This is a genomic window from Blautia sp. CAG:237 (genome assembly GCF_000436615.1).
Taxonomy (GTDB): domain Bacteria; phylum Bacillota; class Clostridia; order Lachnospirales; family Lachnospiraceae; genus Blautia_A; species Blautia_A intestinihominis.
Map to the genome: position 1 here is coordinate 25,901 of NZ_FR886735.1, position 15,282 is coordinate 41,182.

General features: G+C 47.2%; 12 protein-coding genes and 1 tRNA gene. 11 read left to right on the top strand and 2 right to left on the bottom strand.

Annotation, left to right across the window (positions count from 1 at the left end):
- Nucleotides 1-686 (top strand): 3-phosphoserine/phosphohydroxythreonine transaminase (gene serC / locus QZL69_RS07340; RefSeq protein ID WP_291518852.1); only part of this gene is annotated, 686 nt, incomplete at its 5' end.
- Nucleotides 686-1,849 carry a phosphoglycerate dehydrogenase gene (locus tag QZL69_RS07345; protein ID WP_022214571.1) on the top strand — a complete coding sequence of 388 codons (1,164 nt, stop codon included), beginning with the start codon at nucleotides 686-688 and terminating at the stop codon, nucleotides 1,847-1,849. The genes serC and QZL69_RS07345, both read left to right, overlap by 1 nt.
- Nucleotides 1,850-2,800: 951 nt before the next feature.
- Here the strand turns inward: QZL69_RS07345 and QZL69_RS07350 are convergent.
- The gene (locus QZL69_RS07350; RefSeq protein WP_022214574.1) at nucleotides 2,801-3,772 is read right to left on the bottom strand and encodes a carbohydrate kinase family protein; all 972 of its coding nucleotides are present in this window, start codon (nucleotides 3,770-3,772) and stop codon (nucleotides 2,801-2,803) included.
- A 203-nt stretch (nucleotides 3,773-3,975) separates the two neighbouring features.
- On the opposite strand from QZL69_RS07350, the gene glgB reads away from it, so the two are divergent.
- The 9 genes from glgB (at nucleotide 3,976) to QZL69_RS07395 (ending at nucleotide 14,629) form a co-directional block, all read left to right on the top strand.
- Nucleotides 3,976-6,267 (top strand): 1,4-alpha-glucan branching enzyme, encoded by a 2,292-nt coding sequence (gene glgB / locus QZL69_RS07355; RefSeq protein WP_022214575.1) that lies wholly within the window; start codon nucleotides 3,976-3,978, stop codon nucleotides 6,265-6,267.
- Between the two features lie 100 nt (nucleotides 6,268-6,367).
- Nucleotides 6,368-6,440 (top strand) — tRNA-Thr (locus QZL69_RS07360).
- 208 nt (nucleotides 6,441-6,648) lie between these two features.
- Nucleotides 6,649-7,956, top strand: coding sequence for an amidohydrolase (locus QZL69_RS07365; RefSeq protein ID WP_022214576.1), 1,308 nt, complete (start codon nucleotides 6,649-6,651; stop codon nucleotides 7,954-7,956).
- A 24-nt stretch (nucleotides 7,957-7,980) separates the two neighbouring features.
- Nucleotides 7,981-9,072 (top strand): ABC transporter ATP-binding protein, encoded by a 1,092-nt coding sequence (locus QZL69_RS07370; protein WP_022214577.1) that lies wholly within the window; start codon nucleotides 7,981-7,983, stop codon nucleotides 9,070-9,072.
- Nucleotides 9,069-9,923, top strand: a complete 855-nt coding sequence (locus QZL69_RS07375; RefSeq protein WP_022214578.1) for an ABC transporter permease — start codon at nucleotides 9,069-9,071, stop codon at nucleotides 9,921-9,923. The genes QZL69_RS07370 and QZL69_RS07375 overlap by 4 nt, the downstream gene beginning before the upstream one ends.
- Complete coding sequence (locus QZL69_RS07380; protein WP_022214579.1) at nucleotides 9,920-10,711, top strand: ABC transporter permease; 792 nt, start codon at nucleotides 9,920-9,922, stop codon at nucleotides 10,709-10,711. The genes QZL69_RS07375 and QZL69_RS07380 overlap by 4 nt, the downstream gene beginning before the upstream one ends.
- A gap of 91 nt (nucleotides 10,712-10,802) precedes the next feature.
- Nucleotides 10,803-11,837 carry a polyamine ABC transporter substrate-binding protein gene (locus tag QZL69_RS07385; protein WP_022214580.1) on the top strand — a complete coding sequence of 345 codons (1,035 nt, stop codon included), beginning with the start codon at nucleotides 10,803-10,805 and terminating at the stop codon, nucleotides 11,835-11,837.
- A gap of 21 nt (nucleotides 11,838-11,858) precedes the next feature.
- Complete coding sequence (ptsP, locus tag QZL69_RS07390) at nucleotides 11,859-13,487, top strand: phosphoenolpyruvate--protein phosphotransferase (RefSeq protein ID WP_022214581.1); 1,629 nt, start codon at nucleotides 11,859-11,861, stop codon at nucleotides 13,485-13,487.
- Nucleotides 13,488-13,489: 2 nt separating this feature from the next.
- The gene (locus tag QZL69_RS07395) at nucleotides 13,490-14,629 is read left to right on the top strand and encodes a DUF362 domain-containing protein (RefSeq protein ID WP_022214582.1); all 1,140 of its coding nucleotides are present in this window, start codon (nucleotides 13,490-13,492) and stop codon (nucleotides 14,627-14,629) included.
- A 284-nt stretch (nucleotides 14,630-14,913) separates the two neighbouring features.
- On the opposite strand, the gene QZL69_RS07400 is transcribed toward QZL69_RS07395, so the two are convergent.
- A partial coding sequence (locus tag QZL69_RS07400; RefSeq protein ID WP_291518860.1) for a homocysteine S-methyltransferase family protein occupies nucleotides 14,914-15,282 on the bottom strand: 369 nt, incomplete at its 5' end.

Sequence of the window (15,282 nt, forward strand, 5' to 3'; positions counted from 1 at the left end):
GCGATCTTCCGATCAGCCCGGATGCAGATTACGTATACATTTGTGAAAATAATACAATTTACGGAACAAAATTCAAAACTCTTCCGAATACAAAGGGAAAAACTCTGGTAGCAGACGTTTCTTCCTGCTTCTTATCTGAGCCTGTAGATGTAACCAAATACGGCATCATCTACGGTGGTGTCCAGAAAAATATCGGACCTGCAGGTATGGTAATCGTCATCATCCGCGAAGACCTCATCACAGAGGATGTCCTTCCGGGAACACCAACCATGCTTACATATAAGACACATGCAGATGCAGGTTCCCTGTACAACACACCGAACGCTTACTGCATCTATGTATGCGGCAAAGTCTTCAAATGGCTCAAAGCTATGGGCGGACTGGAGGAAATGCAGAGAAGAAACATCGAGAAAGCCAAGATCCTCTATGATTTCCTGGATCAGAGCAAACTCTTCAAAGGCACAGTAGAGCCGGCTTCCCGTTCTCTGATGAATGTTCCTTTCGTTACAGGTGACAAAGACATGGATGCCAAATTCGTCAAAGAAGCAAAGGCAGCAGGTCTTGTAAACCTCAAAGGACACAGAACTGTAGGCGGTATGCGTGCAAGTATCTACAATGCAATGCCAAAAGAAGGCGTAGAAGCCCTTGTTGCATTCATGAAAAAATTCGAGGAGGAAAATGCATAATGTTCCAGTATAAATGCCTCAATCCAATCTCCCAGACAGGTCTCGGCCTGTTTGGAGATGATTACAAACAGACAGAAGAAATGAACGATGCCGATGCAGTCCTGGTAAGAAGTGCTAAGATGCATGACATGGAACTTCCGGAAAATGTCAAAGTCATCGCCCGTGCAGGTGCAGGTGTCAACAACATCCCGGTTGATGTATGCGCAGAAAAAGGTATCGTAGTATTCAACACACCAGGTGCAAACGCAAACGGTGTTAAGGAGCTTGTTCTTGCAGGAATGCTCCTTGCTTCCCGTGATATCGTTGGTGGTATCGAGTGGGTAGCACACGAAGAAGACAAAGAACACATCGACAAACTGGCTGAGAAACAGAAAAAACAGTTTGCAGGATGTGAGATCAGCGGTAAGAAGCTTGGTATTATCGGTCTTGGTGCGATCGGAGCCATGGTTGCGAACTCTGCAACACATCTGGGAATGGAAGTTTACGGATATGACCCATTCATCTCCATCGATGCAGCATGGAACCTTTCCAGAACCATCAAACACAGCAAATCCCTGGATGAGATCTACAGCCAGTGCGACTACATCACCATCCATGTACCGCTTACAGACAACACACGCAAGATGATCGACAAAGAAGCTTTCACAAAGATGAAAGACGGTGTCGTTCTTCTGAACTTCGCAAGAGACCTTCTCGTTGACGAGGATGCCCTTGTAGAAGCTCTTGACAGCGGCAAGGTTAAGAAATACGTAACAGACTTTGCAAATGCAACCGTAGCAGGCAGACCGGGAATCCTCGTAACACCACATCTTGGTGCATCCACAGAGGAATCTGAAGAAAACTGTGCAGTTATGGCAGTCAAAGAAGTCAGAGATTTCCTCGAAAACGGAAATATCAAAAACTCCGTAAACTTCCCGAACTGCGACATGGGAACCTGCGTGGCAGTTGGACGTATCACCATCGCTCACAAGAACATCCCGAACATGATCAGCCAGTTCACCAAGATCCTTGGTAGTGAGGGACTGAACATCGCGGATATGACCAACAAGAGCCGTGGTGGATATGCATACACCATCATCGACCTGGAAAGCGCAGCATCCAAAGAAGCTCTGGATGAACTCAGAGCAATCGAAGGCGTGTCTAAGGTGCGCGTGATCAAATAGACCAGTGGGGACGGAGAAAAGTGGCCTTTTTTCTATCCCTGTGGCTTTTACAAATCCCCATGGCGAAAACTGTGGGGATTTTTGTCGATGAAAACAGCTTGTATTATCTGGATGACAGTGTTACAATTCTTTTAAATTATTTATCTCATCATATCTAATGGCAGTTCAGCCAGCAAAATCCACAATCATGCAAAGTTACGATTATATATAGAAAAAGTCCGTGAAGTCTTGAAAAATTCAGCGGTAGTTTGTATAATAGAGCCACAGAACAAAACGGCGTAATTTTCCTGAGCTTTTTCTATTAAGATCATTAAGAAAAACAAGGAGGACGCATGCCGGGAAAGAAAAACACAAGCAGGAAATCACGCACAAACTCACAGAAAAATCCCATAACCTATCAGAACAAAGACGTTGTCTCCAAGATATGTGGAAAACAGATGAAAGAGAAAACTCTTTCCGTTTATGGAGTAAATCGAAGAAAATATCTCCAGCAGAATTCAGGCAGGAGAGCCACTTTCAGAAGAAGAACAGATGCAGTTCGTGATATTACCGCTTGTCCATGCTTGAAAGGCAGCCAAGCAGCAGTGTATCCGAAGATGTTTTGAACTGGCAAAAAGAATAGAATCTTCCCATATGCAGATTTTCCTTCTGTCAGGACTTCTGGTCTTTACAGATAAAGTAATCGCAAAAGAAGATTCAGAAAGGAGCAAAAGGCGGATCAATATGACACAGGTAGGAAGACTTTACGAAGAAGAGAAACAGGAAGCGTTGAGGGAGCTCGAGAGGAAACTTAATAATGAAAACCGAAAAAAGATACAGAATCTGAAGAAAGAGCATCGTCATACACTGCAGAAATCGAAACAAGAACAGCGTGAGATACTTCAGAAGAAAGAAGCCCGGAAATTCTTAGAATTGTCCGAGCTTTTTTGTATACATAAACGATGTTAAAAATTATTTACGGCTTGCGATAAATTCCTCTACTTCCTCACGTGTCGGCATAACTCTCAGGGCACCTTTGCGTGTGGTGATGAGGGATGCGGCTGCGTTTGCGAAGGTGAGAAGTTCTTTGAGGTTTTCTTCTGTGAGGTTCTCAAGGCCGTGGTCGAGAACGTAGTTCAGGGTGCTTGCGCAGAAAGTATCTCCGGCACCGGTGGTCTCGATGGTGTTTTCCTGGAGGAAAGGAGCTGCCTCTACGATCATGTCCTTGTAGTATGCGCGGCTTCCGTCCTTGCCCATGGTGATGAGGATGAGCGGGATGTTGTATTGTTCCTGGATCATGGCAGCACCCTTGTCATAATCTGTGGTTCCGCACATGAACTCTACCTCATTGTCAGAAATCTTTAATACATCACATTTGGACATGCCATATTCGATCTCCGCACGGGCATCCTCGAGAGATTTCCAGAGAGGCGGACGCAGGTTCGGGTCAAAGGTGATGATGCATCCGGCTTCTTTCGCAAGATCGATCGCGTGGCGTGTAGCTTCACGTACACCCTCATGAGTAGAAGAAAGTGTTCCAAAGTGGAAGATACGGGAAGCTTCGATCAGATCCTTCTGAACTTCTTCTTTGGTGAGCATCATATCTGCGCCCGGATCACGATAGAAAGAAAAGTCACGGTCACCATCCGGATAAGTATGTACGAAAGCGAGTGTGGTGTGGCAGTTTTCATCCATGATAAGGTTACGGGTGTCAATGCCGACTTCCTCAACAGCAGTCTTTAACTGTGTACCAAACATGTCTTTGCCGACTTTGCCGATGAAAGCAGTCTTTTTGCCAAGACGTTCCAGCATGGCGAGCACGTTACATGGAGCACCGCCAGGGTTTGCTTCCATCAGGGGATTGCCCTGAGAACTGTTTCCGTTTTCTGTAAAGTCGATCAGTAATTCGCCGAGAGCGGTTACGTCAAATTTTCTGTTTTCCATAATGAAAAACCTCCTTGGATTTCTGAATTCTGTTTCCTGTGTATCAGAAAAACTCTAGTTCCAATTTATCGTACCAAAGCAGTTTTGTCAAACAAATTTCGTTCTATTCTTTATTTTTATTGGAAAAAATGATAAACTATTATCAAAGAGATGACATTTGCAGAAACGTTTGACAGCAGCATCTCAGAATGGAGGCAGTAGTTATGGAAAGCAAAGCATACGAATATATGGACTGGCCGAGAATTGAAGCAGTGGTTTACGGAGAGGAAGCATCCCCGAAGGATGTCATGGCTCCGCGTCTTACGACAGACGGCGTTCTGATCCAGGGATTTTTCCCGGAGGCAGATAAAACAGAAGTTCTGGTCGGATCCCGTAAATATGAAATGGAGCAGGAAGACGAAGCAGGCTATTTCGCAGCAATGATCCCGGGAAGAAAGATCCCGGATTATAAATATCGCGTCACCAAAGGAGAAGAAACAAAGGAATTTGCAGACCCTTATGCATTCTCCGGCCAGATCACAGAAGCAGAGGAAAAAGCTTTCTGCGCTGGTGTTTATTATCACGCGTATGAGAAACTGGGTGCACATCCGATGAAAATTAATGGTGTTAAGGGAACAAGCTTTGCCGTATGGGCACCGAATGCGATGCGTGTCAGTGTTGTAGGTGATTTCAATGCGTGGGATGGAAGATGCCATGCGATGCACCGAATGCCGATGTCCGGTATCTTTGAGCTTTTTATCCCGGATGTAAAGGCAGGGGATATCTACAAATATGAACTGAAACTCAAGGGAAACAGGATCGAGCTGAAATCCGATCCATACGCGGCATGCACCGAAGTTCCACCGGCAAATGCATCTGTTGTGACAGATACCAGCACTTTCCAGTGGGAAGATGAGATCTGGATGAAAGAGCGTAAGAAATTCAGCGACCGCAAACAGCCAATCTCCATTTATGAAACTTCTCTTACAGAATGGAAAGATGCCACAGAGCTCGCAGATTTTGTAAAGAAACTGAACTATACCCATGTAGAACTGCATCCGGTCATGGAATACCTTGATGACGAAGCAGGAGAATACAGCACATTTGCTTATTATGCACCGACCAGAAGATTTGGCACACCAGAGGATTTTCAGAAGGTTGTCAATGAACTTCACAAGGCAGGAATCGGTCTGATCCTTGACTGGACACCGTCTCATTTCCCGAGAGTGGAGGGAGGTCTTGAGCTTTTTGACGGAACACCGTTGTATGAGAATCCAGATCCGTCCATGGCGATCCATCCGATCTGGGGAACCCTTCTTTACAATTTCGACAGCCCGATGGTTAAGGATTTCCTTCTGGCAAACGCTTTTTACTGGCTGGAAGTTTATCATGCAGACGGACTCCGCCTGGACGATGTAGATTCCATGCTGTATCTTGATTTCGGCAGGGAATACGGACAATGGAAGCCGAACATCTACGGAACAAATGAAAACCTGGAAGCAGTAGAATTCCTGAAACATCTGAATTCCATCCTTGATAAGAAACTTCCGGGAACCCTCACGATCGCACAGGAGGACGGCCTCTGGTCCGAACTCACCGGAAGCGTGGAGGATGACAACATCGGATTCGACTACAAATGGAACAACAACTGGGCAGGAGATTTTCTTGCTTACCTTTCCAAAGATCCGATCGAGAGAAAATATGTCCACGATCAGCTCACTCTGTCCATGATCTATGCTTACTGTGAGCATTATGTACTGCCGCTCGGAAACCGTGAGGCAGGAAATCTCGCTGAATTTATGGAGAAACTTCCGGGAGATGAGGCACAGAAATTAAGCCAGGTTCGTGCGGCATATGCCTATATGATGATGCATCCGGGCTGTACCATGATGGCTCCGGGCAAAGAACTTCCAGAGGAGATGGAGAAATTTATCCATGACCTCAATGAGCTGTACCGCACCCATCCGGCACTGATCCAGAAGGATGATGAGTACGATGGATTTGAATGGATCCAGCTTATGAAATATGAGGAAAACGTCCTGACTTTCATGAGAAAGACAGACAAGCCGGAAGAAACGCTTCTCGTTGTATGCAACTTCGCGGCTGTTCCATATACAGACTATAAAGTAGGCGTTCCGTTCTTCGGCAAATACAAAGAAATCTTCAACACCGACGCCAAAGAATATGGCGGACAGGGAACGGTAAATCCGAGAGGAAAGACTTGCAAGCAGGATGAGTGCGATGAGAGAGAGTATTCCATCAAACTCAAAGTTCCTGCACTTGGCGTGACAGTATTTTCCTGCACACCGACCAAGAAAAGAGAAGCAGTCTCTGCCCCGGTGAAGAAAACTGAGAAAAAACCTGTGGCAAAGAAACCTCGCGTTTCCAGAAAATCTTCCAGGGCCGCTGTCAAGGAACCGGCGGCTACAGTGAAAGAGGAGAAGAAAGTTCTTGTAAAAGAAGCAGTTACTGCACCAAAGAAAACCAGAAAAACTGTAGCGAAAGAAACAGCATAAAAAATAATTCGCTGTAAATGAAGTTACAGCATAAAAATTAAAATTTGTTCTTGATTTTTCTGAGAAATCAGGTATAATAATGGTTGTGTTTCAGACACAGGCTGGAATAGCTCAGTCGGTAGAGCACTTCACTCGTAATGAAGGGGTCGTGAGTTCGAGTCTCATTTCCAGCTTGCCATTAACAGGATCCGGATACTTTGAACAAGGTATCCGGATTTTTGTGTTATGCGGAGAATTTTTTTGTACTTTTTCAGTGCTTGCATTGCTGAAAATTTATGTTATCATTATGAGATAAAGATTTGTTGCTTTTATAACGTATTAACTTGTAAAAGTCAGTTGCTGTGAACGAAGTGAACAGTAACGAAAGGAATGATGAAACAAATGCTAGATAAAATAGAAGAAAAAATCCTTCAGAGGATAGACGCAGACAGAGAGCAGATCATAAGCTTTGCAGAGGATATCGCGGCACATCCGGAACCGGGTTTTGAGGAAATACGGACGTCGCAGAAGGCGGCACAGTTTCTTAAGAACCTTGGATATGAAGTGACAGAACATCTTGTCCGCACCGGTGTAAGAGGTGACAAAAAGATCACAGACGGTCCGAACCTCACAGTCATCGGGGAACTGGATGCGATCGGATGCAAGTCACATCCAATGGCAGATTCTGTTACCGGCGTGGCACATGCCTGCGGACATCACGCACAGATGGCAGCAATGATCGGCTGTGCGATCGCGCTGGCAGATTCGGAGATCCAGAAGGAACTCGGCGGCAGTCTTTCTTTCCTTGCGGTTCCCGCTGAGGAATATATTGACGCAGACAAGAGAGCATGTCTTCGCCAGGAAGGGATCGAATTCTGCTGCGGCAAGAGCGAGATGATCCGCACAGGAGTTTTTGATGATACGGATATTGCGCTGACGACCCATGTGCATATGGTTCCGGTCGAGGAGGATTTTTACCTGGGAAATCCGGCGTGCAACGGTTACAGTGCAGAACGAGTCACTGTCAGAGGCAAGGCCGCACACGGGGCGATCGATCCGTGGAACGGTGTCAACGCCCTCAGCATCACGACCAGCGCTATCCAGATGATGGGACTGATGCGAGAGACTTTCCGCGAGGAAGACCATGTACGCCTCCACAATGTGATCCGCAAGGCCGGCGATGTCATCAACAGTGTGCCGGATGAAGCTGTTATCGAGACGAAGGTGCGGGCGGCTTCCCTTGAGAAGATCGAGGAGATCACGGATATGGTCAACCGCGCTTATGACGGAGCAGCCTATGCGTTTGGCGGCAGGATCGAGCGGGAAATACTCCAGGGCTATATGCCGATCCTTCCGAGAGAGGCAGATACGGCACTTCTGGAGGCGGCAGAGGATCTGGAACTTGAGTATCGCACTGTACAGAAGGGCGATTTCAACAATGCCTGCACGGATGTAGGCGATCTGAGCCACCTGATGCCGGTCGTGAATTTTACATTCAAGGGCTTTGAAGGCAAACTCCATGGGGCAGACTTCCGTATCACAGATCCGGAAAAGGCATACATCCTTCCGGCAAAACTGCTTGCCCTGACCGTGTACAAACTCTTAAGAAACGGCGGAGAGCAGGCCGGAAAGATCTGCACAGAGTTTACCCCGGTTTTTGACAGAGAAAGTTATACTGCTTATATCAGAAAGCAGACAGAGCAAAAATAAAACAGCAGGAGGACAGGCAGAAAAATGGCAGAAACATGTTTGGAATTAAAAAAGATCAAGAAATCTTTTTCAAAGGATGAAACCGTTCTCAAAGAGATCAGTCTTTCCATCGGAAAAGGCGAATTTATTACACTTCTGGGATCTTCCGGATGTGGCAAGACGACAACTTTGCGTATCATCGCGGGCCTTGAGACACCGGATTCCGGTCAGGTATTTCTGGACGGTAAAGATGTGACAGATCTTGCACCGGAAGCGAGAGACGTAAACACAGTATTTCAGAATTACGCCCTGTTTCCGCATATGACCGTTGCAGACAACATCGGCTACGGACTGAAACTTAAGAAAGTTCCGAAAGCCGAGATCAGAAAACGTGTCGCCGAAATGCTGGAACTGGTACAGCTTCCGGGATATGAGAAGCGTAAACCGTCAGAACTCTCCGGTGGACAGAGACAGCGAGTTGCGATCGCACGTTCTCTGGTAAATAATCCGAAGGTCCTTCTTCTTGATGAGCCTCTGGGAGCATTGGATCTCCAGCTCCGCCGCGCGATGCAGCTGGAACTTAAGAAATTACAGAAAAAACTTGGCATCACGTTTGTCTACATCACACATGACCAGGAAGAAGCGATCAATATGTCAGACCGTATCGCAGTCATGAACCAGGGAAGATTTGAGCAGATCGGTTCCCCGGATGAGATCTACAATCATCCAAAGACCAGCTATGTGGCAACTTTTGTCGGAAATGCAAACATCCTTAAGGGAACTGTAGAAGCAATGGAAAGCGATCAGGTGCGCGTAAGCCTTGCAGGAGGAACTGTTCTGGCAGCGGCAGACGGCAATGTTTTACAGGCAGGAACACCGGTGACACTGGCAGTCCGGAGCGAAAATATCGTTCTTGACGAAACCTGTCAGAAAGGTCTTGACGCAGAAGTAGTCGAGAAGAGTTTTGCCGGAGGTCTTCTCCGCGTTGTACTGAAACTTACCGACGGAACAGAAGTGATCGCAAGCAGATACGGCATCGATGCAAGCGTGCAGCCAGGACAGAAAGTAACCTGTTTCTTTGAACCGGAGAATGCCGTTCTGGTAGATCTTGACACAGAAAGCGGGGCAGAATCATGAAAAAAAAGAAATCCGGCTCTGTCTGGATGATCCTGCCGTTATACATCTTTACGATCATTTTTGTGGCAGGGCCGCTTCTTTATATGCTGGCACTGAGCTTTGCACAGCCAAAAGCAGGACACGGCGTGGAGTGGACATTTACACTTGCAAATTATAAAAAGATCCTTGACCCTGTCTACATGCAGACCTTTACAGGATCTTTCCAGCTTGCCCTGACCAGTACCCTGATTATCTGCCTGGTCGGATATCCGTTTGGATATTTTATGGCAAAACTTTCCGACAAATGGAAAAAACGCGCGATGATCTTTCTGATGCTGCCGTTTTGGGTAAACTCCCTGATCCGACTTTACGGATGGATGATCATCCTTCAGACCAAAGGGCTTCTGAACCATGTGCTCAAAAGCCTTGGGCTGATCGAGAAGCCGCTTCGTATCCTTTACAGCTATCCGGCGATCGTGATCGGTATGACCTATGTGCTGCTTCCGTTTATGATCCTTTCTGTCTATTCCAGCGCGGAGAAACTGGACTGGTCGCTCGTCGAGGCGGCAAGAGATCTCGGAGCGAGCCCGTTTAAGGCTTTTTGGACAGTATCTTTCAAACTGACTCTGCCAGGTCTTCTTTCCGGTGTGATCCTGACATTTATCCCGTCCATGGGACTGTTTTTCATCGCAGATATCCTGGGTGGAAACAAGATCGTGCTTGTTGGAAGTCTGATCCAGGAACAGATGACAAGAGGAAATAACTGGCCGTTCGCGGCGGCACTGGCTGTGGTATTGATGATCCTTACGACACTGATGATCATGCTGTACCGCAAAGTCACAAATGCAAAAGAATTGGAGGGTGTGGGATGAAAAAGAATTCAAAACTCTCCAGGTTTTACCTTGGATTGATTTTTGTACTGATGTATCTGCCGATCGCAGTCGTCATCGTATTTTCTTTTAATGAATCAAAACTTCCGGTGCGTTTTACCGGATTTTCCCTGAAATGGTATCAGGAGCTTTTTTCTGACAGCGCAATGATCGAGGCACTTGGAAATAGTTTGTTCCTTGGAGTGGTAAGCTGCTTTGTATCGGCGGTGATCGGAACTCTTGGGGCAGTCGGGCTTTCCAGGATCCACTGGAAGACAAAGGGAATCTTGGAATATATTTCCATCCTGCCGCTGATGATCCCGGAAATCATCCTTGGTATGGTCCTGATGGCTTTTTTCTATATGATGAATCTGCCGTTTGGTATGCTGACGCTCCTGATCGGACACACCGTTTTCTGCGTGCCGTATATTCTTATGGAAGTAAAAGCACGCCTTGCGGGAATGGACCCGTCGCTTGAGGAAGCGGCGAGGGACCTTGGTGCAGGACCGTTTCGGGCATTTTGGGATATTATCCTTCCGCTCATAATGCCGGCGGTAATGTCAGGTTCCCTTCTGGCATTTGCAATGTCCATGGATGATGTGGTCATCAGTATTTTTATTAACGGACCGCGTCTTTCTACTCTGCCGATCAAGGTCTACACACAGATCAAGACAGGCGTGACCCCGGAGGTCAATGCACTCTGTACGATCATGCTGGCGGTGACCCTTCTGATCCTGCTCGTTTATACCGCAATAGGAAAGTTTACAGGCAGAAATCAGAAAAAGAATTAAGAAAGTCTTTTCAATGAAACAAAAGTAAGATATACTAAACATGTCTGGGGTTTGTTAAAATCGAAACAAGACAAGAAGAGGAGAAAAAGTTATGAAAAAATTAGTGGTATGTGCATTATGTGCGGCACTCGTAGTTCCAACACTCGCAGTTTCTGTTCAGGCAGATGACTCCAAAGAACTGGTGCTCTACACATGGGAGAACATGTTCCCGCAGGAAGTTCTTGACGGATTCGAAGAAGAAACAGGAATCAAGGTCGTTTATTCTAATTTTGATACAGATGAAAACATGCTGGAGAAACTTTCCATGGCAAAAGGCGGAGATTATGATGTTGTCGTAGCAGATGACTATATCATCCAGACTGCCATCGAGGAAGGCCTGGTGGAGAAACTTGACACATCCAAGCTGTCAGGATGGGAAAACATCAACCCGCTTTATCAGGGACAGTTCTATGATCCGAACGATGAATATACAGCACCGTACGGCGCAGGTATTCCGCTGATCGTTTATGATCCGGATCTGGTTGACATTGACATCAAAGGATACAATGACCTCTGGGATGCATCCTTAGAGGACAGCATTGCGCTGACTGCAAACTACCGTGTGATCAACGGTATCACAAACCTTGCTCTTGGTCAGGATTTCAATGACCAGAACACAGATGATATCGCAAAAACAGGAGAAAAACTTCTGGAACTTGCGCCGAACGTGCGTCTGATCCAGGATGACAATACACAGGATTCTCTTCTCAACGGAGAGGCAGGCGTTGCATTTCTTTATACTTCTCAGGTAACAGCAGCCCTTCAGGAAAATCCGGATCTCAAAGTGGTATATCCGAAAGAGGGACTTGGCTTTGGCGTTATGGGAATGTTCATCCCGAGCCAGGCACCGGACAAGGATGAGGCTTATCAGTTCATGGACTACATCCTTCAGCCGGAAAACGCAGCAAAATGTTTCGATTATATCGGATATTACTGCACAAACAAAGCAGCAGATTCCCTGCTTGAGAATCAGGACCTTGTTGTTCCGGATTCTGTAACAGAAGGATCAGCAGTAGAAAACATCAGCGCGGAGGCAGATGAGGCCTACAATAAGAACTGGACGGAGTTCAAGGCTGCCTGCAACTGATAGAAACAAGGGGGAAGCAGGATGGAAATCTACAAAGGTATTGCTACCTTTTCGGGAATTGCCATCGGAAAAATCTTATATTACAGCAGAGGGGAATATCAGATACGTCAGTGTCTGGTAAGCAACATCAAAAAAGAGATCGAGGATTTTCGTAAAGCGAAGGAGCAGGCGGTAGCGAAGCTCAAAGAACTTTACGAAGCCAATAAATCTCTGAATGAGCAGGAGGCCAGGACTTTCCTTAATCAGGCAAAGCTCCTGGAATCCGGAAGCTTCCAGAATGCGATCGAGAGCAGCATTGCCAACGAAAAGGTCAATGCTGCTTATGCAGTTATGACAAATCGTGATGAGCTGGTAGAGACCTTCCGCAACCTGGAAGAACCGGTGATCCGTAAGAGGATTTCAGACATTCAGGAAATATCCAACCGTCTGATCCAGATCCTCGGCGGAGCGGCGATCCGGATCAATCTGGGAGAGGAACCGGTGATCCTGGTGGCAGAGGCTCTGTCACCGACTGAGATCATGGAGATGGACAAGGAGAAACTTCTTGCCGTTGTCATGCATCATGGATCAGCCGTTTCTCATGCCTCCATTATGACAAAGACAATGGAGATCCCAACTCTGGTAGACATTGCACCGGATGACGAGTGGGATGGTATGACCGCGATCGTGGATGGTTATACAGGAACCATGTATCTGAATCCGGATGCAGAGATCAAGAAAGAATACGAGATCCGTCTTGAGGCGGATCGAAGAGAACGAGAAGAACTTCTCAAACTCAAGACACAGAAGGATGAGACGAAGGATGGAACAAAGATCGGTCTGTACGCAAATATCGGCAACATGAGCGATCTGAGCAGTGTCCTTTTTTACGGGGCTTCCGGCATTGGGCTCCTTCGAAGTGAATTCCAGTATCTTGGAAGGGAAAACTATCCGAGGGAGAATGAGCTGTTTCATGCGTACAAGAAGCTGGCAGAGACGATGGGAGAGCGTACAGCAGTGATCCGTACCGCCGATCTCGGAGCTGACAAGCAGGCTTCTTATCTGGATATTCCGGCGGAGACCAACCCGATCATGGGAAACCGTGGCATCCGTCTCTGTCTTGACCGTAAGAAGATGTTCAAGGCACAGCTTCGTGCGATCTACCGTGCCAGTGCCTATGGTAATCTTGCGATGATGTATCCGATGATCGATTCCGAAGAAGAGATGGATCAGATCGAGGAGATCATTCAGGAGGTCAAGGCAGGACTCGATGAAAAAGAAATTCCTTACCGTAATATCCGGACAGGTATCATGATCGAGACACCGGCAGCGGTTATGATCAGCCAGGAACTGGCAAGGAGAGTCAACTTCCTGAGCATCGGAACAAATGACCTGACACAGTATACACTTGCTATGGATAGGCAGAATCCTCTGCTCAAGGACAAATACAACGATCATCACCCGGCGGTGCTCCGTATGATCAAGATGGTAGTGGAAGCTGCACATCAGGAGAACCGTCAGGCAGGGATCTGTGGTGAGATCGCAGCAGATACGGAACTGACAGAAACCTTCCTTCAGATGGGGGTTGATTTCTTGTCTGTAGTGCCGGCGTGCATCCTTCCGGTCAGAAAGGCGATCCGCGAGACAGATCTGAGTTCTCAGCGAGGGTGATTATGAATAAAAAAAGCAAAGTGATCCTTCTTCCCTGTAATTCTTACAGGGAAGAACTTGTTTATGAGAATCTGGAGACCGGCCTTGAACTTCTGGGCAGTCTCGAATCTATTGTCGGCAAAGAAGAATCGGTTCTTCTGAAACCTAACCTTCTCAAGAAAGCAGAAGTTGATAAAGCTGTTATCACACATCCTGTGATAGTTGGCATGTTTGCTAGGCTGATGCGGGAGAAGGGGTATCAGGATATTATTCTGGCAGATTCGTGCGGCAATGGAACAACAACGAAAGTCATTCACGGAACAGGTATGGATACCTATCTTGATAAATTTGATATTCCGGCGATCGACTATACCAAGGGGGTCCATGTGGAGAATCCGGATGGGATCCAGGCGAAAGAGTTTGTCCTTCCTGCGGAACTTCTGGAGAGGGACTGCGTGATCTCTCTGTGCAAGATGAAGACGCATGCACTGGAACGTATCACAGGGGCGGTCAAGAACAGTTATGGATTCATCTATGGATTTCACAAGGCGAAGGGGCATACTCTGTATCCGAGCGCGGACAGTTTCGCCAGAATGCTGGTGGATCTGAACCAGTATGTGAAACCACGGCTGTATATCATGGATGGAATTGTTGCGATGGAGGGGAACGGACCTGGCTCCGGCGATCCGGCTCCGATGAATGTGATATTGATGTCGCAAGACCCGGTCGCACTGGACAGTGTGTTTTGTCATCTGATCCATCTGAAACCGGAGATGGTCCCGACAAATTATCACGGTGAGAAGATGGGACTTGGAACCTGGAAGGAAGAAGAGATCGAGCTTCTGACACCCGGCGGTCCGATCCGTATGGAGGATGCGGTGGCACAGTACGGGAACCCATACTTTGATGTAGACAGGAGAGTGGCGCGTTCCGGTATGTGGGAGCGTCTGGCGAAGGCTCTGAATATTTTTCAGAAGAAGCCATATATCCAGTCAGACAAGTGTATCCGCTGCGGGATCTGCGTCAAGAGCTGCCCGGTCCCGGAGAAAGCTGTGAATTTCCGAAACGGCAGAGAAAACCCGCCGGTCTATGATTACAGGAAATGCATCCGCTGCTTCTGCTGCCAGGAAATGTGCCCGGAGAAAGCGATTCATGTGAAATGAGAGGCGTGGCTGGCATGAGGCATCGGGATGCGCGAGATACTTGTGTTCGATGCCGATTATTGTTGGAGACTGGGGTGTGTGGCATCGGAATTCCTAATGCCTCCTGAACTCGATGCTGAGTGTGGGGAAATGGATGGCACTAGACATCGGATTGTGGGAAATTAGAAACAGGGAACGGGGGATTTTGGAGCTGCAAACCACGTTCCCTGTTGATTGTATTGAATATTGAGGAGGTGCTAGTGGCGCGTCCCCAGATAGGATGATGTCCTGTGAACAGGTGCGAGTTATCGGATGCTATCGTGCAGTGCCTTGATAAATGCCGGAGTTGTTCCGCAGCATCCACCGACGACGGATGCGCCGCTTTCAATCAGAACTTTCATATAAGATGCAAAATCTTCTGCATTCATGCTGTATACGGCCTGTCCTTTGTCATCGATGGTCGGCATGCCGGCGTTTGGTTTGGCGATGACTGGGATGGATACATTTTCTTTGATGCTTCGTACGACGGATACAAGCTGGTCCGGTCCGACGGAGCAGTTGATACCGACTGCGTCTGCACCGGCTGCTTCAAGAGAAACAGAAGCTTCGATAGCATTGCCGCCGCTGAAGATACTTCCATCCGCCTCTACAGTCATGGTGCACATGATCGGAAG

Bases quoted from the DNA above. Each gene is read 5' to 3' on its own strand.
- QZL69_RS07345 (WP_022214571.1), top strand. From the start codon at position 686: ATGTTCCAGTATAAATGCCTCAATCCAATCTCCCAGACAGGTCTCGGC.
- QZL69_RS07350 (WP_022214574.1), bottom strand. From the start codon at position 3,772: ATGGAAAACAGAAAATTTGACGTAACCGCTCTCGGCGAATTACTGATC.
- glgB (WP_022214575.1), top strand. From the start codon at position 3,976: ATGGAAAGCAAAGCATACGAATATATGGACTGGCCGAGAATTGAAGCA.
- QZL69_RS07365 (WP_022214576.1), top strand. From the start codon at position 6,649: ATGCTAGATAAAATAGAAGAAAAAATCCTTCAGAGGATAGACGCAGAC.
- QZL69_RS07370 (WP_022214577.1), top strand. From the start codon at position 7,981: ATGGCAGAAACATGTTTGGAATTAAAAAAGATCAAGAAATCTTTTTCA.
- QZL69_RS07375 (WP_022214578.1), top strand. From the start codon at position 9,069: ATGAAAAAAAAGAAATCCGGCTCTGTCTGGATGATCCTGCCGTTATAC.
- QZL69_RS07380 (WP_022214579.1), top strand. From the start codon at position 9,920: ATGAAAAAGAATTCAAAACTCTCCAGGTTTTACCTTGGATTGATTTTT.
- QZL69_RS07385 (WP_022214580.1), top strand. From the start codon at position 10,803: ATGAAAAAATTAGTGGTATGTGCATTATGTGCGGCACTCGTAGTTCCA.
- ptsP (WP_022214581.1), top strand. From the start codon at position 11,859: ATGGAAATCTACAAAGGTATTGCTACCTTTTCGGGAATTGCCATCGGA.
- QZL69_RS07395 (WP_022214582.1), top strand. From the start codon at position 13,490: ATGAATAAAAAAAGCAAAGTGATCCTTCTTCCCTGTAATTCTTACAGG.